Here is a 23541-nt window from a genome sequence, read left to right on the forward strand (position 1 = left end):
GACTTGATCCGGGGTCCAAGGCTTCAGCACTGCGGTGGATCCCGGATCAAGTCCGGGATGACGAATGACTGCAACCAACCGGTTGCGGACGTGACGCCCAAGCTAATCCGTTCGCATCGAGCGAAGTCGAGATGCCCCTCGGGCTAGGCGCAAGGCTGCCGGGTGTCTCGACTTCGCTCGACACGAACGGAAATAGTGGATGGTCCGCTTCCGACCCCAAAACAGACATGGCGCACAAGAAAAGGGCGGCCCAAGGCCGCCCCCGAAAACATCGCATGTCGACCGGACCTATTCCGCCCGCGTCGGAACACCGTCCATCAGCTGGTGAAGCTCGCCGGCTTCCCACATTTCCATCATGATGTCGGAGCCGCCGACGAATTCGCCCTTCACATAGAGCTGGGGGATCGTCGGCCAGTCGGAGAATTCCTTGATTCCCTGACGGATTTCCATGTCCTGCAGCACGTCGACCGTGTCATATTCGATACCGAGGCGGTCGAGCATCGCAATCGCGCGCGAGGAAAAGCCGCACTGCGGGAACAGCGGCGTCCCCTTCATGAACAGCAGCACGGGATGATCGGCGACCAGCTTCGAAATACGGTCGTGGATGGCAGGATCGCTCATTTGAATATCTCCGGTGGCGCGTCGCGCCGAAAAAATTGCGTCTTACCCCTATGAAGGAACGCCGGTCGTCAATTGCAAGGCATGAAGTTCGCCGCCCATGCGCCCGCCGAGCGCGGCATAGACCGCCTTGTGCTGGGCAACGCGAGTCAGCCCGCGAAACGATTCGCTGACCACATGCGCCGCATAATGGTCGTTGTCGCCCGCCAGATCGGTTATCGAGACCATGGCATCGGGAAACGCCGCCTCGATCATCGCCTTCAGATCATCCTCGCGCATGCCCATGACGACCGCCTCAGTTCTGGCTGTCCATGAACTGGCGGCGCGCCTCGGCGGTCTTGTCGTTGAGCACCGAGCGGATTTCCGCATCGCTGATCTCGACGCCGGCCCCGGTCAGGTCGCCCGCGAGCTTGCGGATGACGTCCTCATCGCCCGCTTCCTCGAAATCCGCCTGCACGACCGCCTTGGCATAGGCATCGGTTTCCTCGGGGGTCAGGCCCATGCGTTCGGCCGCCCATTCGCCGACGAGGCGGTTACGGCGCGCGGTGATGCGGAACAGCGCGTCCTGGTCGCGGGCGAACTTCGCCTCGAATGCCCGTTCACGATCGTCGAATGCGCTCATCTTTGTCCTCGCCGGAAATTGCGTTTCACCATCCAGATAGGTCGCTGTGCCAAGGCGCGCAAGGCGCAGTGCCGCAGATCACTTCCCTTTTTCAGATGATGGGTTTAGGGTCCGCGCCGACGGGATGGGTCGTACCGCAGCATTAAAGACTGCGCCTTGCCGCCGATATCGCGGTCACGGCGCCTTCAGGCTTGGGTTTGGGGGATTTGGTGATGACCGCTCGACGTCCGCAATTTCTGTCGCTGGTGACGGCGCTGGCGCTGGCAGCGCCGGGCACGGCGCTGGCACAGGCCGGCGACCCGACGCTTCGCGACAGTTTTTCGATCGGCGACCAGGGCGGATCGCTCTGCGAGGTGCAGGCCACCGTCCGCGATTCGGTGATCAAGGGCATGTTCGACCGCGCCTGGCTGATCGTCTGCCGCGACGCCAGCCAGCCAATCGGCTATGTCCGCATGCTGCGCGCGAGCCCCGAAGAGGCGCGCGCGCGGATCGATGCCGGCCGCTCGGCTACGATCAGCTGCATCGGCGACGCTTGTACCGTGAAGGACAGCGACATCGGCTGGACGACGCGCGTCGAGGCCGACGGCGACACCGCTTATGCCGTCGAGGGCTTCACCGCCTATGACGACGCGCTCAGGATCGCGCTCGCGTCGATCCGCGAGAAACGCGTCGTCCCCGGCCAGATCAAGGTTGCGACCACCTCGGTCGGCGGCAATGACGGCTTCGCCCGCACGCTCGCCGGGACGATCGACGTCGACAAGGCGCTGGCCGAGGGATATCGCCGCAACCACAGCGGCGACTATGCCGAGGCCGCCGAATTCTTCGAGGCCCTGTCGCGGCGCGCGCTCGACGACCAGGCCGCGGCCGACATCGACCCGACCGAATTCACCCTGAATCGCGCGCTCCAGCGCTCGAACCTCGGCGAGTTTGCCGAGGCCGACCGGCTGTTCGGCGAGGTCGAGATGATCCCGACCAGCGACCCGGTCCAGCTTCGCCTCCGTCGCAATTTCCGCGCCATCCATGCGCTCAACCAGCGCGACTATGACGGTGCGGCCGCCATCCTGCAGACGCCGATCCCGCCGCTCACCGACGCGGTGAAGGTCGATGGCGGCGCGGTCACGCTGACCCCGGAAATTGCGGCGGGAATCAACAGCGGTGCGAATGCGCGCGCGGTGCGCCAGGCAAGCGACCGCGAGCGGCTGACCCCTATCGAACGCGCGCAGATCATCGACGCGCAGGCGACCCATCTGCTCGGGACGGTCGAACGGCTGCGCGGGAATGCCGGGGCCGCGAAGAGCGCGCAGCTCAAGGGGCTGACCGACGCGATCGCGGTGCGCGAAGGCCGCGTGACCTCGATCATCCGGCTGCGGTCGCAAATGCTCGGCGAGCTCGCGCTTGCCGAGGAAGCGCTCGGCGACAACGCCACCGCCGATGCACGATTCCAGGAATCGATCAACGCGCTCGCGGTCGAATATCCCGAAACCAACGCGCTCGCTTCGGCGCAGGCGCGCTATGCCGCTTTCCTCACGCGGCACGGTCAGGACGACAAGGCGCTCGGCATCTATCAGGGCGTCGTGACCGCGCTCGCCGGGTCGCAGCGTTCGACCACCGGCATGGCGAACATGATGGCGCCCTATTACCGGCTGCTCGCCGCGCGCGCCGCGACCGATCCGAAGGCCGCCAGCGACTTCTTCGTCGCCAGCCAGCTTCAGGTGCGCCCCGGCGTCGCCGACACGCAAGCGGTACTCGCGCGCGAGCTTTCGAGCGGCAGCAGCGACGGCGCACGGCTGTTCCGGCAGGCCACCACGCTCAATCGCGATATCGAACGCGCGCGGATCGAGGATGCACGGCTCGGCCAAATGCCCGCGACGCCCGAGATCAACGCGCTGCGCGCCGACCTCAAGACGCAGCTCGACAATCTCTCGTTCCAGCAGGCGGAAACGATCACCAAGCTCTCGGCCTTCCCGCAATATCGCGTCGTCGCGCCGGGCAAGCTCGACCTCGCCGAACTGCAGCAGGTGCTGCGCCCCGACGAGGCCTATCTGAAGATGCTGGTCGTCGGCGATGCGGTCTATGCGATGCTGATCGGTCCCGACAGCGCGCAGCTCTGGAAGAGCGACATCAGCGCGCAGGGCCTCGAAAATGCCGTCGACACGATCCGTTCGACGATCTCGATCGTAGAGAATGGCAAGCGAGTCACCTATCCCTTCGACGCGGCGACCGCGCGCAAGCTCTATACGCAGCTCTTCGCCCCCGCCGCCGACCGGCTGCCCGCGACAGCGCATTTGATCTTCGAGCCCGATGGCGCGATGCTGCGCCTGCCGATCAATCTGCTCATCACCTCCGATGCCGGGCTCGCCGAATATGAGCAGCGCGTCGCCGACCCCAACGCCGATGCCTTCGACATGCGTCGCATCGCGTGGCTCGGCCGGACAACGCGGCCGAGCACGGCCGTGTCGGCACTCGCCTTCCGCAACGCGCGACAGGCGCCGCCGTCGAGCGCGGCGCGCGAATATTTCGGGCTCGGTGAAAACCTCCCCGTCAGGGGCGGCATCCTCCCCTCGACCGGAACGCGCGGCGGGATCGGCGGCGGTGTCGACGACAGTTGCCAGTGGGACGTCAGCCAGTGGAGCCGTCCGATCTCGGCCGACGAGCTGGTCACCGCGACGCGAACGATGGACCGCGACGCCGCGACCTTGCTTACGGGCGGCGCCTTCACCGACACGGCGGTCAAGAACCGCAGCGACCTCGGCGATTATCGCATCATCCATTTCGCGACCCACGGCCTCGTCACCGCGCCGCGTCCGTCTTGCCCCGCGCGGCCCGCGCTCGTCACCTCGTTCGGCGACAAGGATTCGGACGGGCTGCTCACCTTCCAGGAAATCTTCGACCTCAAGATCAACGCCGACCTCGTCATCCTGTCGGCCTGCGACACCGCGGGCGCGGCGACGATCGCCGCGACGCGCGAGGCCGGCGTGGCGAGCGGCGGCGGCAACGCGCTCGACGGGCTCGTGCGCAGCTTCATCGGCGCGGGCGGGCGTTCGGTGATCGCCAGCCACTGGCCCGCGCCCGACGATTTCGACGCGACCAAGCGACTCATCGGCGGCCTGTTCGCCGCGCCGCAGGGGGAAAGCGTCGCCGACGCGCTGTGGGCGACGCAGATGAAGCTGATGGACGACAAGCAGACGTCGCATCCCTATTATTGGGCCGGCTTCGCGATCATCGGCGATGGCGGGCAGGCCCTGCTGCACGACACGGCTACGACGACGGCACAAAATGGGGGGACTGCGGGCCGCGCGGCCCGCTGAATTGATGGCGACCACGACGATCGACGCGGCGGCGCCCGACGCGCTGCCCAAGACCATATCGCTACGCAAGCGCATCCGCCGGCTGGTCATGCAGCTCGGCCCCTCGCGCATGGCCGCGACGATCCTGTTCCTGATTGTCGCTACATTATTCGCCCGCTTCAGCTGGGACATGCCGCTCGTCGGCGACGCCGAGCGCGCCCTTTACGATGCGCGCGCGATGGTGATGGCGCCGCATGTCGCGCAGGACCAGCGCATCGTCATGGTCACCTATGACGACGAGACGCTGTTCAACACCGGCATCCGCTCGCCGCTCGATCGCACGTATCTCGCCAATGCGCTCGCCAATCTCGACCAGATGGGACCGAAGGCGATCGGCATCGATATCGTCTTCGATTCGCCGCGTCCCGACGACCCGTTGCTCAAGGCGCAGCTTCGCGCGATGAAGACGCCGACCTGGCTCGCCTATGCCGAGCAGGCGAGCAACCCGAACACCATCTTTTATGAACAGCAGAAATATCTCGAAGCCTATCTGGCCGAGGTCACCACCGCCCGGACGAAGCCGACGAGCGTGTTGTTTCGCACCGACAGCGACGGCGTGATCCGCAACTGGCCCGACCGGCCAAAGAATCTGCCACCGCTGATGGCCAACGCGCTCGCGCCGGTCGATCCGGCGCACGCCAACTATCAGGGCAATATCCGCTTCCGCGTCCCCGCCCGCGTGACCAAAGGTGCGGAAGAGCCGGTTTTTTCCAAGATCCCGATCGACACCTTTGCCGCGCCGATGGATGCGGAGACGCGCGCAGCCTTTTCGGAGATGATCCGGGGCCGCTATGTGCTGATCGGCGGCAACATCATCGACAACGACCAGTTCAACACGCCGCTCAGCCGCTTTACCGACCCGATCACCGGTCAGCATGAAACGATGATCGGGCTGGAGGTGCACGCCCATATGCTGGCGCAACAGCTCGACAAGGACTGGCCGCGCCCGCTGCCGGGCCCGTCGCTGTGGGCGCTCGCCGTGCTCGTCGTGCTCGCGGGCGGGCTCACCAGCCTGATCGACCTGCGCGCGCGCTGGGTGGCGCTGGCCTTCCTCGGGCAAATGGCTTTCTTTGTCGCCTTTCCCTTCTGGCTGCAGGGGCATGGCGTCGACACGACTACCCTTCCCGCCTTCGGCTGGGCGATGGGCTGGCTGCTCGGCTATGCCGCGGTCGGCACGGCCGCGCGCACGATCGGGTCGCGCCAGCGCGCCTTTGCCCAGTCGGCGCTCGGCAAATATCTGCCCGCCGACGTCGCGGCGCAGATCATGCGCGATCCCGATCAGCTCTCGCTGCACGGCGAGCGGCGCAACATCTATTGCGTGTTCACCGACCTCGAAGGCTTCACCAAGCTGAGCCACGCGGTGACCCCGGAGACCGTCGCGCGGCTGCTCAACGAATATCTCGACCGGCTGTCCGACGTCGTGCTCGACCATGGCGGGACGATCGACAAGTTCGTCGGCGATGCGATTGTCGCCTTCTGGGGCGCGCCGATCAGCCGCCCCGACGATGGCCCGCAGGCGGCGAAAGCGGCGATTGCGATGCATGCGGTGGGCGAACAGTTCCGCAAGGATCTGGCAGGCGAGGACGTGCCGCCGATCGGCATGACCCGTGTCGGACTGCACGTCGGCGACGCGATCGTCGGCAATTTCGGCGGCGAGGACCGCATCCAGTACACCGCGCTCGGCGACAGCATGAACACCGCATCGCGCCTCGAATCGGCGAACAAGAGCCTCAAGACGCGGGTGCTGATCTCGTCCGAAGCGGCGGCGGGCGCCGGTCGCGACGACCTGGTCCCGATGGGGCGCGTGACGTTGCGCGGGCGAGCGCAACCGGTCGACGTGCTCACGCCGCGCCCCGATCTTTCCGAGGAGCAGCGCGCCCGCATCGCGGCGCTGGTCGAGGCGCACGCCGCAGGCAATAAAAAGGCCTATGTGACCTGCGCCACAGCATTGGCAGACGAATTCGGTCAGGATCCAGCCATAATGTTCCTGATAGAACGTCTGAACGAGACCCAAAAAGGAGAAAGCTATGTCCTTTCCTGACTTCTCGATGCGCCGCATCGGCCTGACCGCCGCCGCCGCGATCGCTGCGATCGCCGTCGCGGGCGTCGCCTCCGCGCAGTCGATGGTCGTCCGCTCGACCGGGCCGTCTGCCGGAAAATATCCGAGCGGGACCAAGCTCAAATCGACCGACAAGCTGACCCTCGTCTCGGGCGACAAGGTCGTGCTGATGCAGGCGGGCAAGACCAGGACGCTGTCGGGGCCCGGCACCTATGGCGCCACCGCAACGATCCAGGCGAACCAGTCGATGGGCGCGACGGTGACGCGGATGCTTTCGACCGGCCCGACGATGCGCTCGCGCGGCGGGTTTTCGCGCGGTGGCGAAGAGGCTGCCCCGGTCAACGTCCGCGCGCCGAACGTCTGGCTGCTCGATTATCGCGACGCGGGAACCTTCTGCGTCGTCGATCCGGCGACGCTGATGCTGTGGCGCCCGAACATGGAGGGCGACACTGCGCTCGAAATCGAAGGCGGCGGCAAGAAGGCGACCGTCGCCATCGTCGACGGCGCCAATTTCCGCAAATGGCCGACCGACACACTGCCCGTGCAATATGGCGTCGACTATCGCCTGTCGGGCGGCGGCCTGCGGAGCCCGGTGACCGTTCGTTTCACCGCGATGGGCACCGTGCCCGACACCGTCGAAGGGTCGGTCGACATGCTGATGGCCAAGGGCTGCACCCCGCAGCTGAATCGTCTCGTCGATGCGATGTCGGAAACCGAGACAGCGGGTGGTTAACGGAATCGCCTTTGCATTGAACCGTTTTGGACCATCTGGTAACAAGCGTGTGAAAAGCAGCCGCAAAATGCGGTAAGTCCTTTCCTTGGGTCGAAAATTCGCACTGCCGAACCAACGGCAGAGCCTTATGAATTTGTGCGTCCCGGCAGCCGCCGGCGCATATGTACGCAAGGGGTGGTGATGATCGATTTGGGGGTAATGGAATCCGTCTGCGTCGCGCGGGCGGTGCGGCGCACGGGTCGCCGGACACTGATCTGTTCGGCGGGATTGGCGGCGCTGTCGGTATCGTTCGCGGCGCAGGCACAGATCGCCCCCTCGGTCCCGACGCGCGAAGAAATCCAGCGCCCGACCCTGCCCCCCGCCAGCCCCCCGGGCGAACAGGTGGTCACCGCCGACGACGGCATCGAGCGCGCGCCCTGCCCGCTCGCCAACCCCGAATTCGCCAATGTCCGCGTCACCGTGCGCAACGTCCGTTTTTCCGAGGTCGAGGGGATCGACACGTCGATCCTCGACGCGAGCTGGCAGGACAAGGTCGGGCAGGACCTGCCCGTCTCGGTCGTCTGCGACATTCGCGACCGCGCCGCGACGATGCTGCGGGCAAAAGGCTATCTGGCGGCGGTCCGCGTTCCCCCGCAAACGATCAGCGACGGCGTCGTCAAGCTCGATATATTGTCGGCGCGGCTGACCCGGGTCGAGGTGCGCGGCGACGCCGGCGCCAACGAAGGCCTGCTCCAGCGCTATCTGTCACGGCTCGATGACCAGCCGGTGTTCAACATCGTCGACGCCGAACGCTATCTCCTGCTTGCGCGCGATATTCCCGGAATGGACGCGCGGCTGACGCTGCGCCCCGGCGCCGTGCCCGGCGAGGTCGTCGGCGAGGTGACCGTCACGCGCACCCCGATCCTGATCGACGGCAGTACCCAGAATTACGGATCGCGCGATGTCGGCCGTTGGGGCAGCATCAACCGCGCGCGCTTCACCGGCCTGACCGGCATGGGCGACATGACCACGGTCAGCTTCTATTCGACCCCCGATTTCGACGAGCAGAAGGTGTTGCAGCTCGCGCACGAATTCCGCGTCGGCGGCGAAGGGCTGCGTTTCGGCGCCAGCTACACCTATGCCTGGACGCGCCCCGACATCACCGGCTTCAACATCAGGTCCAACACCCAGATCGTCAGCCTGTTCGCTTCCTATCCGCTGGTCCTCACGCAGGCGCGGCGCATCACGCTCGGCGGCGGGCTCGACATCATCGACCAGGACATCAAACTGGGCAGCACGCCGCTGAACCGCGACCGCATCCGCGTCTTCAACCTGCGCGCCGACGGCATCTGGATCGATCCCGCCTCGGTCGCGGGCAAGCGTGGCTACAGCCCGTCCGAACCGCACTGGTCGCTCGGCGCCTCGGTCGAGGCGCGGCAGGGCGTCAATTTCCTCGGTGCCAGCAACGACTGCGGCCCGGGCGGCGCGGCCTGCTTCCTGCCCGGCGCGGTGCCGCTGACACGGATCGAGGCGAAACCCGACGCCTTCCTGGTCCGCGCCAATGCGCAGGCCGAATGGCGCCCGACAAAATTGTTCACGCTGTCGCTCGCGCCGCGCGCGCAATGGGCGAGCGACCCGCTCGTCGCCTATGAGGAGTTTTCGGGCGGCAACTTCACCGTTGGGCGCGGTTTCGACCCCGGCACGATCATCGGCGACAAGGGCGTCGCGGTCTCGGCCGAGGCGCGCTACGGCTCGTTCGTCCCCGCGAACCGCAAGGCCTTCGCCTTCCAGCCCTTCGCCTTCTTCGACGCGGCGTGGGTGTGGAACACGGACAGCGCCTTCAACGGCCTCAATCCGCAAAAACTCTATTCGGCCGGCGGCGGGATGCGCGTCGCGTGGGGCGACCGGGCGCGGCTCGACGTCGCGCTGGCCGTCCCGCTCAACCGCGGCGGCTTCCTGACCGAAAGACCCGATCCGCGGCTGCTGATTTCGTTCACAAGCCAGTTCGGCGTGAAGGCGCGCTGACCATGACCATTGCATCAAGGACGACCGCCATGCGTGCCCACCCCGCCCTCTCGCCCGCCCGCAAAGGGAAACGGCGCCTGCTCGAGAGCTGCGCGATCACCGCCGGGCTGGTCGCCCTGGCCTATGGCGGCCCCGCGATGGCGCAGGGCGTGGTCGGGACGGGGGTGATCACGACCGGCGGCGTCGGCGGCTCGATCACCGATTCCGCAAACAAGACGACGGTCACGATCACCACCAACGAGGCGATCGTCAACTGGACCCCTTCGGGGACGCCGACCGACGGGGTCATCGACTTCCTGCCGGTCGGCAATACGCTGGAATTCCGCGGCGGGCTCGGCGGCTACACGGTCCTCAACCGCTTCGTTTCGGGCACGGGGACTTCGATCAGCGATACGATCGCGCTCAGCGGCACGGTGCAGAGCTTCCGCACCGCGGCGGGCGTCCCCGACGCGCAAGGCGGCAACATCTGGTTCTACAACGCGGGCGGCATCCTGATCAACTCGAGCGCGGCGATCAACGTCGGCAGCCTCGTTTTGACGACCAACGACATCGACACGACCGGCGGCCTCGCCCCCGGCGGCACGATCCGCTTCCGCGGCGCGCCGAACAGCAATGCGACGGTGACGGTGGCGAACAACGCCTTCATCGGTGCCGACAACGGCGTCGCGGGCGGCAGCTATGTCGCGCTCGTCGCGCCACGCGTAGTCCAGAACGGCATCGTCAACGTCAACGGATCGGCGGCCTATGTCGCGGCGGAAGTCGCGGATATCACGATCAACGCCGCCAACGGCCTGTTCGACATCAACGTGACCACCGGCGCGAACGGCGGCAATGTCATCACCCACGGCGGCGTCACGACAGGCCCCGAACAGACGGGCGCGCTCGCGCACCGCGTCTATATGGTGGCGATTCCCAAGAATGACGCCGTCACGATGCTGGTGTCGGGACAGGTCGGCTATGACGACGCATCGTCGGCGACGGTGTCGAACGGCTCGATCGTCCTGTCCGCGGGCTATAACGTCACCGCGGGCGCCATGAACGAAACGCCGGCCAACAACACGGCGGCCAATATCTCGGTCAACGACATCATCTTCCTGAGCGACGTCACCGCGCACGCCAGCAACGACTTCCTCGGCCAGCCGCTCGGCGTGGTACCGACGGGCGGCCCCTTCACGGTCCTGCCGCCGGCGTGGCAGGGGCGTTTCTCGATCCAGGGCAACGGCACTTTCGTCGGCGAGAACAGCGCGACGCTGGCCATCAATGCGGGCCGGCAGAGCATCGTCACCGGCGACTTGCTGGTGCAGGCGAACGGCACCGCCGCTGGGCCCGGAAGCGCCACGATCACCGTCGACGGCGGCGGCCTGTTGGCGCTGGGCAACATCAACCTGCTGGCAACCGGCGCCCCGAACGGCACGACGGGCATCGGCCAGGGCGGCAGCGCGACGCTCAATGTCCTGAACGGCGGCCAGATGGGCGCGGGGCTGGACCTCACGGTGTCCGCCGACGGCTTCGGCGGGTTCGACGATGGCGGCGAAGGGGGCTCGGGCACCGGCGGGACGGCGGCGATCAATGTTTCGGGGACCGGGAGCCTGCTGATCGGCGACACCATCTCCGCCAGCGCCGATGGCTTGGGTGGCGCTCTCGCCCTCGACGCCGTCACCGGCAATGCGATCGTCGCCGACAATGGCGGCGACGGCATCGGCGGCAATGCGGCGATCAGCGTCAGCGGCGGGGCGCAGTTGACGGCGACCGTCGGCGTCGTCGCAAGCGCCGCCGGTCGGGGCCGCGTCGGGCTCGACCAATCGGGCAACGGCACCGGCGGCGATGCGCGGATCCAGGTTACGGGTGCGGGCACCAGCTTCACTGCGCCGCAGACGACGGTCAATGCCGCGGGTGTCGGCGGCGGGTCGATTTCGGATCCCGTCTATGGAACGGTGCTGTCGGCAAATGGCGGCGATGGCGTCGGAAACGCGGCGCTGCTCAGCTTCGGGACCGATACGGGCTCCTCGGTCAGCGCCGGCGCGGTTTCGGTCAATGCGTCGGGGACGGGCGGCGGCGCCAACGGCGACGGTTCGGCCGGCGGCGACGCCGTCGGCGGCGACATACTGGTCGAAGCCAACGGCGGCGGCACGGTCGCGCTGAGCCAGCTCACCATCGACGCCAGCGCCAACAGCGGTGGCGCGTCGAGCACCAGCAGCGGGGGCAACACCGCGCGCTCCGGCGACGCCCAGGGCGGGACCGCCTTGCTCCGGACGAGCAATGTCTCAACCCTCGCGATCAGTACGGGGCTTTCGATCGACGTCAGCGGGCGCGCCGTGTCCAGCGAGAATGTCGGCAGCGGGACCGGCGGCGGCGCCAGCCTGTCGGCGATCGAGAGCAGCACGATTTCCGTCGGCGACACCATCGACGTCATGGCGTTCGGCGGCAGCCAGAGCAGCGCCATCCCGGTTGTCGCCGGCAGCGGGACGGGTGGTACGATCGATCTTCTCGCCAATCTCAGCGGTATCATCTCCGCCAGCAACTACAGCCTCGACGCAAGGGCGTCGGTGGTCAATGTCAGCGGCACGAACGGGCCGGCGCAGGGCGGTTTCATCACGATGACCGCACTCAACGGCGGCCTCATCAGGGCGACGAACGATGGCGTCGACCAGCTCAACGTCAGTGCGCAGACGGGCGTCAGTACGGCGGGCAGCTCGGCGACGGGCGGCAGCATCACGATCTTCGCCAACGAAGCCGACATGCAGTTTTCGAACCCCGTTTTCTCCGCCAGCGGGGTTTCGGGCGGCGCGACCGACCCCAACGCCACCGGCGTGGTCGGGATCGGCGGGCTCATCCAGATCGGTACCGGCTTCGATCCAGCTCATGGCATCGACCTCGGCGGCGGCCTCAGCGCGGACGCCGACGGCCGAACCTTTGTCGACGTCGAAGCCGCACCCGGCCTGCCGCGCGACACGTCGGGCGACGGCCAGGGCGGCACGATCGACGTCCAGGTGAGCGGCGGCAGCCTGACCGGCGGCAGCCTCTTCCTCACCGCAAACGGTTATGGCGGCGCAAGCGGCAGCAACAGCACCGGCCGTGGCGGCGCGGTCACCTTCACGCAGATCGGCGGCGATACGGTGCTCGGCGACGTGACCCTGAACGCCGACGGCATTGGCGGTGACTTCGCCGGACCCGCGGGCGGCGGCGTGTCGGGCGACGGGATCGGCGGCGACACATCATTGGAGATCACCGGCGGCACCTTCACCGCATCCGACGTCAGCCTGTCGGCATCGGGCCAAGGCGGGCGCGGTTTCGACGGCGACGATTTCGACTTCCTGAACCCGACGGCGGCGGGAGACGGCGGCAACAGCCAGGGGGGCGAAGCCGGTATCACCATCTCCGACACCGCAATTGTCAACACCACCGTCCTTGCCGCCTATGCAAGCGGCAGAGGCGGCGACGGCGGCGATTATCGCACCGTCGGCAGCGTGCCGGGCAACGGCGGAAACGCCGGCTTCGGCAGCGGCGGCAACGCGACGATCCGCCTGAACGGCGGCGAGCTCGCCAGCGATGCCGTGACCGTCGACGCGAGCGGTTTCGGGGGCGCGGGGGGCAGCGCCTTCCTGTCGAGCAGCTCCGGCCCCTCGACAAGCGTCGGCACCGGCGGCCGCGGCGGCGATGCCTTCGGCGGTTTCGCGACGATCGGCCTCGGTCCGACGCTGGTCAACATCAGCGAAAGCATCACCACCTATTCGACGGCGTCGGGGGGTGTCGGCGGATCGGGCACCGGCGGCGGCGGCGGCGGCAATGCGTCGGGCGGCGTCGCGCAGGTGCTGGTCGACGATTTCGATGCGGGCGAACTGTCGATCGCGCTCGACGGCTCGGCGACCGGCGGCAACGGTGGTATCGGCTACGACGGCGCGGGGGGGAACGGCGGATCGGCGCGCGGTGGCACCACGGCGGTCGAGGCGCGGGGACCGAACGGCAATGTCATCGTCTCGCAGTCCAATTTCGTCTCCGTCGCGACCGGCGGCACCGGCGGATCGGCCTTCACCGACTTCTTCTCGACCCCCGAAGTCGCCGGCCGCGGCGGCGACGGTGGCGAAGGTATCGGCGGCGAGATCAGCATCGTCGCGACCGATGGCGGCACGGTCGGCCTCGGTATCGGAGGCACCGGCGGCGGGACGCTGAGCAGCGTCGGCAACGGCGGCGACGGCGGCCGCGGCGCCGACAATCCGAACACGATCCGGCAGCCCGGCCCCGACGGGATGCTGTTCACGGCAGACGACACCTTCCTCGGCCTGACCGGCGGCAATGGCGGGTTCGGCGGAGCCGGCACCGGCGGCACCGTGACGTTGTTCGCGCGCGGCGGAACGATCACATCGGATGGCGCGCCGGTCGACATCTCGGTCTCCGGCATCTCGGGCAATGGCGGCGACGGCGGGGTCGGCTCGGGCGGCACCGGGTCGTGCTGCACCAGCTTCGTCGATCTCGGCGGCCGCGTCGTCTTCCGGTCGGAAACGACCGAGGCGGGCGCGGGCCAGATTTCGCTCGGCGACACCACTATCGCGGCGAACGGCTTCATCGCGGGTCGGATCGAGCTGCGCAGTTCGAGCAGCATCTCGCTCGCCAGCCTCGATGCGAATGCGGCTGGCTTCGCACAGCCGACCAACAACGACACCGATCTGTCGGCCTATGGCGTCTTCTTCGCGGCGAACGGCGGGTCGATCGAGGTAGCAGACGACCTGACCGTGCAGACCGGCGGGTCGTTCGGCGCCTATGCGCAAGGCGGCGGACAGGTGCGCGCCGGCGACCTGTTCCAGATCAACGCCGCAGACCAGGTCGATATCCGTCACGACATGCGCGGTGCGTCCGAGGAACGGACGCTATTCGCGGGCGGCGATCTGTCGATCACGGCAGGCACCACGATCCGCGGCGCAACCGGTTCGCTGCTGGCTGGAAGCGGCGTCGTCACGCTGACGGCGCTGGGGACCACCGGGCGCATCGACGTCGACCATGTCGAAGGCGGCACGGTCGTCATGTCCAGCACCGGCGCGACCAGCGTCGAACATGCCGAAGCCGACGATGACTTCACCGCGAGCGCAGGCAGTTTCCGCACCGGGCTCAATTCGATCATCACCGGCGGCGACATTTCGATCACCTCGCCAGGCGCGGTCGACCTCGGCAATTCGAGCGCCGGCGGATTCGTCTCGGTAACGGGCGAGTCGATCGTCTTTACCAACATCGACGCGGGCCAGACGGTCGACCTCACCGCGAACGGCACCGTGGCGGGCGCCGAGGGTATTCGCGGCGGATCGATCGACGCAGGCGGCACGATCACGCTGTTCGGCAACAGCATCGTGCTCGGCGGCAACGTCACCGGCACCGATTCCTTCTTCGCCTTCGGGACCGGTGGCAATGTGGCGGTGAACCAGGCCGATGTCGACGGCACCATCTCGGTCTTCGCCGACGGCAACCTTACCGGCAATTATGCCGCGGGCGGCGACGTTCGCCTGAATGCAAATGGCAACGTCACCGTATCGGCGAGCGCGGCAGGGACATATGTCGACCCGAACGGGATCGGCACTAATGGCAACGTCTATATCGACGCGGCGGGCAATATAACGCTGACCGGCGGCGCGGCGGCGCGAATGCTCGGCATTAATGCTGGCGGATCGGCCAGCGTCGAGGCCGCCAGCGCGGGCGAAGACGTCCTCGTGGTCGCGGGTACGACGGCGTCGCTGAACGACGTCAGCGCGGGCGACGACGTCAACGTCCGCGCGGCCGGCGCCATCGATGCCGTCAACGTCCGCACGACGGGGACCGGACCCGATAACGCATTCCTGAACTACACGCCCCCCGCCTCGTCGGGTTTCGGCGGCTTCACGATCACGGTGGGCGAAGGCAGCTCGGCGACCGACGGATCGGATATCGTCCTGTCGTCGGGCAGCAATATCGACGCGACGACCCTGTCGGCGGGTGACGATATCATCGCGCTGGCAAGCGGAACCATCGGCCTCAGCGGTGCGACGACGCTCGGCCTCGGCGTCACGGCGGGCGGCAGCAACATTCGCACACAGGGCGGCGACACCAGTGTGACCGGGCTCGATGCCTTCGACGACGTGCTCATCGACGCAGCGGGCGCGGCGAGCGCCGATGGCGTGGTCAATGCGGGCCGCGACATCGTGATCAATGCCGACAGCATCGGGATCGCCGAATTGACCGAAGCCAACGGGACGCCGGTACCGACCCTGGTTGCCGATGGAACGATCAGCCTTGCATCGGCGAACGCGATCGAGGGAGGCAGCCTGTTCGCGCAGGGCGACGTCAATCTGGACGCCGGAACATTCGTCGACCTCGCCGGCACGGCCAGCGGCGGAAATACCGTTATTTCGGCTGCCGAAGACCTCTCGGTCCGCCGGCTGGATAGCATCGGCACGACGACGCTGCTCGCCACCGGCGGCGCGATCGATATCGGCGCTCTTTTCTCGGCCGGAGAGATCGATGCGCAGGGCGACACGATCAACGTCGCGGGTGGCGGCGACATGATCTTCGCCAATCTGGTCACCGATGTCGGCGACGCATCGCTGGTCTCCAGCGGCGACCTCTTCGTCCAGAACGGCAGCATCGCGGGCCGCGCCACCCTTCGCGGCACCGGCGAACGGGTCGGCGTCGACGCGCTCACCGCCGACAGCGCTTCGATCGAGGCAACCGGCGGGTTCGTCACGTTGAACAGCGTCTCGGTCACCGACGACCTCACCGCCACCGCCCGCGGATCGCTGCTGATCAGCGGCATCGTAACCGGCCGCAGCATTTCGCTGGGGTCGAGCGACATCACGATCGACACCGCGGCGCGCGTCGGCACGGCCGGGACGACCGAAGCGCTGTCGGTCATGAACACCGACGACCAGCGGCAAACCTTCGTCGGCGGCACCGGCACGCGCAATGGCTATCATATCGACGCCGCGGAACTGGCGCGCCTGTTCGGTTCCGATATCGTCATTTTCGCGCCCGAAGTCGGGGCGGTAAGCCAGCAATCGGTCGGGAGCAGCGCGCCGCCCGACGTGATCGTGGACAGCTTCACGCTCGCGGGCGGCGCCGCCGGGTCCAACCTTGGTGCGGGCGGCTCGCTGACCATCCGCACGCCCGGCAAGATGCGGGTGATCGGCAACGTCCAACTGACCGGGCTTTCGGATACGAACGCGCTCAACCTGTTCGCCGACGAAGCGCTGGAAGTCATCCTCGGCCAAGGCACCGTCCGGTTGCTGGGCGCCAACAACGCGCCGGGCGGACAGCTGAACATGGCATCGGAGGATATCATCGTCGCAACGACCGCCGCGATCGCCGACGTCGCCAACGCAAGCTCGATGGCGGCGATCAACACCCGTCTCGGCCAGAATGACGGCGTCACGATCGACGAAGGCGCGCTCTTTGCACGCGGAATCCGTTTCAACGTCATCGGCGGCGTCTATGTCCAGAACAGCGGTACGGGCACCGACTTCGGCCTGCGCCGCGGCCTGACCTTCGGCGCGGGCGGGCTCGACGTCCTGACCGAAGGGCCTTCGTCGCGGATCGTCCTCAACGGCGTGCAACTCGGGGCGAGCGGACAGGTCACCGGCCTCGACACGCTCCAGTTCCTGACGGTCGCGGGCGTGCCCGCGAATACCGCGACGGGCAGCTATGATCCCGAATCGACGCTGAACGGCTGCTTCATCTCGAACGTCGCATCCTGCACGACCGTCCGCATCGATTTCGACAATAATTTCCCGGTCCAGGACGTGATCGAGGACGAAGTCGGCGACGGCAGCGAGGATGAGGGCGACGGCACCAGCCTGCCGACCGCGCTCATCACGATGCGCGACCTCGACCCGCTCTCGGGCGAGCCCCTGCTCGACGATCCGGTGACGGGCGCGGGCAACGACGATCTGTGGACGCCGGCGCCCGACACACAGCAGCCGTAAGCCTTTCGGTTGACGGACGGCCTCGGCGCAAGGCATGGGCGCGGTGATGACCGACGCCCCTGTTCCCCCTTCTGGCGCCCCTCTCCGGCTGTTCAACAGCCTGACGCGCCAACTGGAAGAGTTCCAGCCCGTCCACCCGGGTGAGGCGCGCGTCTATTCGTGCGGCCCAACCGTCTATAATTACCCGCACATCGGCAACATGCGCGCCTATGTCTTCGCCGACACGCTGGGGCGGACACTGTCGTACAAGGGGTACAAGCTGACCCACGTCATCAACATCACCGACGTCGGCCACCTGACCGACGACGCCGATGCGGGCGAGGACAAGCTGGAAAAGGCCGCGGCCGAGCGCGCCCAATCGATCTGGGACATCGCGAAACATTATACCGAGGCCTATTGGGCCGACGTGAAGGCGCTCGGCATCCGCCAGCCCGCGCACTGGTCGATCGCGACCGACTATGTCCCGCAGATGATCGAGTTCGCCAAGGCGATCGCCGACAGGCATTGCTACGAGCTCGACGGCGGCCTCTATTTCGATACGACAACGGTCAGCAATTACGGCCGCCTCGCGCGCCACGGCACCGATGAGGGCGAAAGCCGTATCGACCCGGTCGAGGGCAAACGCCACCCCGCCGACTTCGCGATCTGGCGCAAGACGCCGCCCGGCGAGACGCGCCAGATGGAATGGGATTCGCCGTGGGGGCGCGGCGCTCCCGGCTGGCACCTCGAATGTTCGGTGATGTCGGAGGCGCTGCTCGGTTTCCCGTTCGACATCCACACCGGCGGTATCGACCACCGCGAGATCCACCACCCGAACGAGATTGCGCAAAACCAGGCGCATAGCTGCACGACCGACAGCGGCGCGCGGATGTGGCTGCACAATAATTTCCTCGTCGAACGATCGGGCAAGATGTCGAAGTCGAGCGGCGAGTTCCTGCGCGTGCAGTTGCTCGTCGACAAGGGCTACCACCCCCTCGCCTACCGCCTGATGTGCCTGCAGGCGCATTACCGCAGCGAGCTGGAGTTTTCCTGGGAAGGCCTTGGCGCCGCGTTGACGCGGCTGAAGCGGCTGGTGATGGCGACAGCCCCGCTGCGCGATGCAGACGCAGCGGATGTTACCGACAAGCGCCTCGTCGACCTGCTCGCAAAGTTCGACGCGGCTATGTCCGAAGACCTCAACACAGCGGTCGCGCTCACCCTGCTCGAAGAGGCCGTCGCGATGAAAAAAGTCGACGCGGCGCAGAAGCGCAGTGCGATCGCGGTGATGGACGCGGTGCTCGGCCTTCAGCTTCTGTCGCTGTCGCGCGCCGACCTCCGCGTCCGGCCAAAGACCGCGACAATCACCGAAGGCGAAATCGAAACGATCCTCACCCGCCGCAAAGAGGCGCGCGCCGCCAAGGACTTCGCAACGTCCGACAAGCTCCGCGACGAACTCATCGCGGCGGGCGTCGAGGTGATGGACGGCGACCCGCTCGGCTGGGACTGGCGGCTCGGCGATTAAATCCCCCTCCCGCTTGCGGGAGGGGTTAGGGGAGGGCATGAATGGCCCACCCGCTGCGCAAGGCCAGGCCCTCCCCCGGCCCCTCCCGCAAGCGGGAGGGGAGAATATATGACCAAAATCGTCACCGTCCTGTCCGGCCTGATCCGCCCGCTCGTCGAAAACCGCCTGCCCGACTGGGTCGAGCCGCGCTTTTTTGCGAGCAAGGAGGAAGCGATGAGCCTCGCGCCCGAGGCCGAGATCGGCTGGTTCGACATGTACGACAAGAAGGACATGGCCGCGGTCATCACCGCCGCAACCAACCTCAAATGGCTGAACTCGATCTATGCCGGGGTCGACGGGATGCCGCTCGACCTGCTTCGCGAACGCGGCACCGTGGTCACCAACGGGGCCGGGATCAACGCTATCACCATCGCCGAATATGTCGTGATGGGGATGCTGACGGTCGCCAAGGGGTATCGCGAGGTCGTCCGCGCGCAGGACCGGCGCGAATGGCTGATGGACTCGCCCGGCAAGGTCGAACTGTTCGGGTCGAAAGCGCTGCTGCTTGGCTATGGCGCGATCGGCAAACTGGTCGAGGAGCGCTTGAAGGCTTTTGCCGTCGACGTGACCGTGGTGCGCCGTTCGCCGGGGCCGAACACTCTTGGCCCGGACCAGTGGCGCGCGCGGCTCGGCGATTTCGATTGGGTCATCCTCGCCGTCCCCGCCACGCCGGAGACCGATGGCATGATCGGCAGCGCCGAACTCGCGGCGATGAAGCCCTCCGCGACGCTGATCAACATCGCCCGCGGCAGTGTGGTCGATCAGGACGCACTGGTCGCGGCGCTCGACACGCAGCAGATCGCCGCCGCCTTCCTCGACGTCACCACGCCCGAACCCCTGCCCGACAGCGACCCGCTGTGGAGCCTCGACAACGCCCATATCACCATGCACCTGTCGGGCCGTGCGCAGGACAAGATGTTCCTGCGCTCGGCGCAGCGCTTCCTCGAGAATCTCGATCGCTGGAACCTGGGCGAGGCCGTCGAACCGCGCGTCGACCTGGCGCTGGGCTACTGATCGCGACAGCCTGTCACTTTTCCGGTCCCGACTGCGAATGGGAAGCAGCGCGCTTCCCACATTGCAGAGGATTTTCATGGATAATTCGATCGATCGCCGCTCGCTCTTGATCGGCGCTGCGGCCTCCTCGCTGATCGCCCCCATTCCCGCTCACGCCGCACCGGCCACGATTCGCGCCATCGGCTTCGACGGCTTCCCGATCTTCGATCCCCGCAGCGTCGCCGCACGCGCCAAGGCGATCATCGGAGACAAGGGCGAAATGCTGGCCGCGCAATGGGCGACGAAATTATTCGGCTATAGCTGGCTCGAAACCGCGGCGGGCCGATATCAGGACTTCGGCACCATCGCCGACGCATCGTTGCGCCATGTCGCGGCGGCGCTCCGGATACCGCTCGGCGAGACCCAGCGCGCCGCCCTTGTCGCAGCCTATGACGAGCTCGAGATCTGGCCCGACGTGCGCCCCGCCCTCGAAAAACTGCGCACCGCCGGCATCCATCTGGCGTTCGTTTCGAACCTGGGCGCCGATACGCTCACCGCGAATATGCTGCGCAACGACATTGCGCAATATTTCGACCCCCCGCTCAGCACCGACCGCGTCCGCGCGTTCAAACCGTCGCCCAAAGCCTATGCGATGGCGGTCGATACATGGGGTTTGCCCCGCGCCGAGATCGGCTTCGCGGCGTTCGGGGGCTGGGACGCGGTCGGCGCGACGTGGTTCGGATATCGCACCGCATGGGTCAATCGCCTGGACGTGCCGGCCGAAACGCTTGATGTTGCCCCGGCTATCACCTCACGGGGGATCGACGGCGTCCTCGCGCTCGCCGGAATCGACTAGACCGGCCGTTCGGCCTTCAATTCGCGCACCAGTGGTTGCAGCCGCTCGTCATATTTGGCGAGCATCGTGTGCGCCCCGGCATGGTCGTAGAAACTGACGAGTTCGCGCCCGTTCCAGCGATGCAGCGCATAGGCGGGATCCTCGGCGACGATCATCGGGCGGTCGTCGGGATGATTTTCGTCGATCGGCCGGAGATCGAGCGACACTTGCGGCGCGGTCGACGAACAGATGGCGACGGTGCGCCCCGCCCACGCCACCGTGACGCTGCGATGGAGATGGCCGCAAATCAGCCCGCGCACCTGCGGATGGCGCTGGACAATCTCGGTGAAGGCCGCGACCCACGGCTCGTCGGGGTGCGTGTTCATCCACTCGATCCCGCTTTCGACCGGCGGGTGGTGCATGACGATATAGGTCGGCTTGCGGCGATCCTTCGCCAGTTCGGCATCGAGCCACGCCGCACGCGCTTCGCAGAAGGCCCCGCCATGGCGCCCTTCCTCGAGCGTGTCGACGGTGACGAGGCGCAGTTCGGGCAGGTCGATCACATATTGGATGAAGCCGTTGCCGTCGTCGAAACCCGGGAACTGGGCATGAAAATTGTCGCGCAGATCATGATTGCCGACGCTCGGCCAGACCGGGAACGGGCAGCGCGAAAAGGCGGTGGCGAGCCGGCGATAGCTGTCGGGATCACCGCGATCGGTGATGTCACCCGTCGCCAGCAACAGGTCGGGACGGTTCGGCCCCTCGATCAGCACGTCGAGGACGTCGTCGAGCCGCTTGCGGTTATACTCCGCCGGATTGTCGGGATCGAACCCGATATGGATATCGGTGATCTGCGCGATCAGCATATCCGTCCCCTGCTCCCGCCGGTCGACCCCGGACCCAATCCTAGCCGCCCCGCCTTGCCCCGTGCAGGGCGGGTGTGCGCCACGTCACATCATAGAGCCCCCGCTCCGCCGAGCCTGTGACCATGCTCACACCATAGGTAGCACGAAGAGGTTTATTTGTGATTGCCGCGCTGTTTACCTTACGCTGACGCGCCGGCATCCACGGTTTGCCCCCGTCCGAGTGATATTCGTGGCACATCGCGCAAGGCGATTCGGTCGCCGTTTCGACCTTCACCAGCCGCGCGCCGCCCTCGCCGACATGGCAGTCGCGGCACTGGCGGAGGCCGGGTACGAGCAGGTCGGTCGCTGCCTTCGATCCCCGCGCCGCCGTATGGCAGTCGGCGCAATCGGTCTCCTTGTGCGCATCATGGTCGAACCAGCCCTTGGTCAGGAAGCGCGGCGTCTGGTCGACCGCCATCACGCGCCAGCCCGTCCCTGCCTGCGGCGCGAAGATGGTGTGGCAGTCGTAACAGGCCCCGCCCTTCGAGAAGACCGCGCGCACCGCATCCTCGGCGCGGTTCGGACGCACCGCAACCTCGCGGAAATAGATGTTATAGACCTGCCCTTCGGCATAGTTGCCGGGGCGCCGGCGCTGCATCCCGCCAAGCTGGAGCGGCCGCGTCGGGGGCGTCGAGCGGTAATAGGCCATCAGGTCGGCGACGACCTGGTCGGGCTCGCCGTGGCGTAGCGTGCGCGTCACGCCGCCGACGGTCTCGAACGCAAGGCTGTGGCACATCGCGCAATCGCGCTCCATTTCGACCGGCTTGACCCGCACGCCGTCGGATTCGACGCGGTGACAATTTTCGCATTCGAGCTTGTTGCCGAAGTCGTACCGGCCACGGAAACTCGCCGCCATCCGCGCGACGCCGCCGGTCGCCTGCAGGTGCAGGTCGTGCGGGAATTTGAGGCCGTCATAATCGACGAGCGCGCCCTTGCCCGGCATTGCGCGCACCGGCTTCGCACCCGGCGAAGCGCGGACGAGCGGGCGGAATTCGGGATGGATGGTGCCGAAATCGGCGGCGTCGGCGACAGTCGACTTGAAGCCCGCATCGATCAGCCGCTCCGACATGCCATCGTGGCAATCGGCGCAGAATTTCTGCGGCGTCGCGGGCATCGGCCCCGCCCCCTCATGCTCGGTATGGCAACCGACGCAGCGCCCCTGCGGCTTGTTGAAGGTCTTTGCAAAGCCCGCGAGGATACGTTCGCCGACGCCCGGCGGATGGCGCGCCGCGAGCAGCATCGCGGTCGGCGCATTGGCATGCGCCATGCTCATCGCCTTGTGCTCGCCGGTATGGCAGCCGACGCACGCCTTGTCGGTCACCGCGACGAAGGGCTCGACATGGCACGACTGGCAGTCGTTCTTCAGGCTCTTGTGCGCGCTCGACAGCGGCCCCGAGAGCCAAGCCTGGTCGGCATGATAGCCCTGCGGGCGCTCGTCGACATTCCTGAAGCTGCTCCATGCCCAGATCGGGCCGATCAGGAAAGCCAGCAGGACAAGGACGCCGAACACCCACGCGCCCATGCGCTTGCCGGGCATCACGCCCGCAAGCGAGAAGGCCTTTGCCTCGTCGACGTCCTTCGACGATTGCGACAGTTCGTCGATGCGCTCGACGAGCAGGATGATCTTTTCGTCCTCGCGTGCGATCGTCAGGCGGTGCCCGCCGAACCGCAGCTCGGCGCCCGCGGCGCTGTCGATGTCCGCCGTGTCGACCGTCCGGCCGTTGATGTCGAAGCCCAGCCCCTCGCTCGCCTGCACGCGGACGTGGCGCCCGTCGGTGCTGGTGATCGTCGCATGATGCGGGTTCACCGCCAGATCGGCGATGTGGATGACATTGCTGCCCTCGCGGCCCAGCGTGATCGTATCGCCCGGCAGCGGCTGGTCGCGGACGATCTGCTTGCCCGTCTTGGTGGTCGAGATCCGACGCAGGATGAAGCTCATCGTCGC

At 67.1% G+C, this 23541-nt stretch carries 13 protein-coding genes; 8 read left to right on the forward strand and 5 right to left on the reverse strand.

The window, feature by feature from the left end:
• Positions 1-288 precede the first annotated feature (288 nt).
• The 3 genes from grxD to QOL68_RS14995 are packed head-to-tail and all read right to left on the reverse strand — an operon-like array spanning position 289 to position 1240.
• A complete protein-coding gene (grxD, locus tag QOL68_RS14985) occupies positions 289-621 on the reverse strand; it encodes a Grx4 family monothiol glutaredoxin (RefSeq protein ID WP_058457533.1) in 333 nt (110 codons plus the stop codon).
• Positions 622-669: 48 nt separating this feature from the next.
• Positions 670-903 (reverse strand): BolA/IbaG family iron-sulfur metabolism protein, encoded by a 234-nt coding sequence (locus QOL68_RS14990; RefSeq protein ID WP_215355336.1) that lies wholly within the window; start codon positions 901-903, stop codon positions 670-672.
• 10 nt (positions 904-913) lie between these two features.
• Positions 914-1240 (reverse strand): DUF1476 domain-containing protein, encoded by a 327-nt coding sequence (locus QOL68_RS14995; RefSeq protein ID WP_058457535.1) that lies wholly within the window; start codon positions 1238-1240, stop codon positions 914-916.
• Positions 1241-1452: 212 nt separating this feature from the next.
• Between QOL68_RS14995 and QOL68_RS15000 the strand changes: the two genes are divergently transcribed.
• The 8 genes from QOL68_RS15000 (at position 1453) to QOL68_RS15035 (ending at position 20712) form a co-directional block, all read left to right on the forward strand.
• Complete coding sequence (locus QOL68_RS15000) at positions 1453-4548, forward strand: CHAT domain-containing protein (RefSeq protein WP_282950010.1); 3096 nt, start codon at positions 1453-1455, stop codon at positions 4546-4548.
• A gap of 4 nt (positions 4549-4552) precedes the next feature.
• On the forward strand, positions 4553-6628 hold the full coding sequence (locus QOL68_RS15005) for a CHASE2 domain-containing protein (protein ID WP_282950009.1): 2076 nt from the start codon (positions 4553-4555) through the stop codon (positions 6626-6628).
• A complete protein-coding gene (locus QOL68_RS15010) occupies positions 6615-7379 on the forward strand; it encodes a hypothetical protein (protein ID WP_204991517.1) in 765 nt (254 codons plus the stop codon). The genes QOL68_RS15005 and QOL68_RS15010 overlap by 14 nt, the downstream gene beginning before the upstream one ends.
• Before the next feature lie 180 nt (positions 7380-7559).
• A complete protein-coding gene (locus QOL68_RS15015; RefSeq protein WP_282950008.1) occupies positions 7560-9383 on the forward strand; it encodes a ShlB/FhaC/HecB family hemolysin secretion/activation protein in 1824 nt (607 codons plus the stop codon).
• 29 nt (positions 9384-9412) lie between these two features.
• On the forward strand, positions 9413-17323 hold the full coding sequence (locus QOL68_RS15020) for a hypothetical protein (RefSeq protein WP_282950007.1): 7911 nt from the start codon (positions 9413-9415) through the stop codon (positions 17321-17323).
• A 34-nt stretch (positions 17324-17357) separates the two neighbouring features.
• Positions 17358-18824 carry a cysteine--tRNA ligase gene (gene cysS / locus QOL68_RS15025; protein ID WP_502957408.1) on the forward strand — a complete coding sequence of 489 codons (1467 nt, stop codon included), beginning with the start codon at positions 17358-17360 and terminating at the stop codon, positions 18822-18824.
• 108 nt (positions 18825-18932) lie between these two features.
• Positions 18933-19877: a D-2-hydroxyacid dehydrogenase gene (locus tag QOL68_RS15030; protein WP_282950005.1), complete on the forward strand. Its 945-nt coding sequence runs from the start codon at positions 18933-18935 to the stop codon at positions 19875-19877.
• A 76-nt stretch (positions 19878-19953) separates the two neighbouring features.
• Positions 19954-20712 (forward strand): haloacid dehalogenase type II, encoded by a 759-nt coding sequence (locus tag QOL68_RS15035; protein WP_282950004.1) that lies wholly within the window; start codon positions 19954-19956, stop codon positions 20710-20712.
• On the opposite strand, the gene QOL68_RS15040 is transcribed toward QOL68_RS15035, so the two are convergent.
• Positions 20709-21557, reverse strand: coding sequence for a metallophosphoesterase (locus QOL68_RS15040; RefSeq protein WP_204991523.1), 849 nt, complete (start codon positions 21555-21557; stop codon positions 20709-20711). The genes QOL68_RS15035 and QOL68_RS15040 overlap by 4 nt on opposite strands.
• A 40-nt stretch (positions 21558-21597) precedes the next feature.
• The gene (locus QOL68_RS15045; protein ID WP_282950003.1) at positions 21598-23535 is read right to left on the reverse strand and encodes a cytochrome c3 family protein; all 1938 of its coding nucleotides are present in this window, start codon (positions 23533-23535) and stop codon (positions 21598-21600) included.
• Between the last annotated feature and the right edge of the window lie 6 nt (positions 23536-23541).

The organism is Sphingopyxis sp. Geo25 (assembly GCF_949769135.1).
Lineage (GTDB): Bacteria > Pseudomonadota > Alphaproteobacteria > Sphingomonadales > Sphingomonadaceae > Sphingopyxis.

Coding starts and splice junctions, on each gene's coding strand:
- QOL68_RS15035 (WP_282950004.1), top strand. CDS start 19,954: ATGGATAATTCGATCGATCGCCGCTCGCTCTTGATCGGCGCTGCGGCC.
- QOL68_RS15045 (WP_282950003.1), bottom strand. CDS start 23,535: ATGAGCTTCATCCTGCGTCGGATCTCGACCACCAAGACGGGCAAGCAG.
- QOL68_RS15010 (WP_204991517.1), top strand. CDS start 6,615: ATGTCCTTTCCTGACTTCTCGATGCGCCGCATCGGCCTGACCGCCGCC.
- cysS (WP_502957408.1), top strand. CDS start 17,358: ATGGGCGCGGTGATGACCGACGCCCCTGTTCCCCCTTCTGGCGCCCCT.
- grxD (WP_058457533.1), bottom strand. CDS start 621: ATGAGCGATCCTGCCATCCACGACCGTATTTCGAAGCTGGTCGCCGAT.
- QOL68_RS15020 (WP_282950007.1), top strand. CDS start 9,413: ATGCGTGCCCACCCCGCCCTCTCGCCCGCCCGCAAAGGGAAACGGCGC.
- QOL68_RS15000 (WP_282950010.1), top strand. CDS start 1,453: ATGACCGCTCGACGTCCGCAATTTCTGTCGCTGGTGACGGCGCTGGCG.
- QOL68_RS15040 (WP_204991523.1), bottom strand. CDS start 21,557: ATGCTGATCGCGCAGATCACCGATATCCATATCGGGTTCGATCCCGAC.
- QOL68_RS14990 (WP_215355336.1), bottom strand. CDS start 903: ATGGGCATGCGCGAGGATGATCTGAAGGCGATGATCGAGGCGGCGTTT.
- QOL68_RS15030 (WP_282950005.1), top strand. CDS start 18,933: ATGACCAAAATCGTCACCGTCCTGTCCGGCCTGATCCGCCCGCTCGTC.
- QOL68_RS14995 (WP_058457535.1), bottom strand. CDS start 1,240: ATGAGCGCATTCGACGATCGTGAACGGGCATTCGAGGCGAAGTTCGCC.
- QOL68_RS15015 (WP_282950008.1), top strand. CDS start 7,560: ATGATCGATTTGGGGGTAATGGAATCCGTCTGCGTCGCGCGGGCGGTG.
- QOL68_RS15005 (WP_282950009.1), top strand. CDS start 4,553: ATGGCGACCACGACGATCGACGCGGCGGCGCCCGACGCGCTGCCCAAG.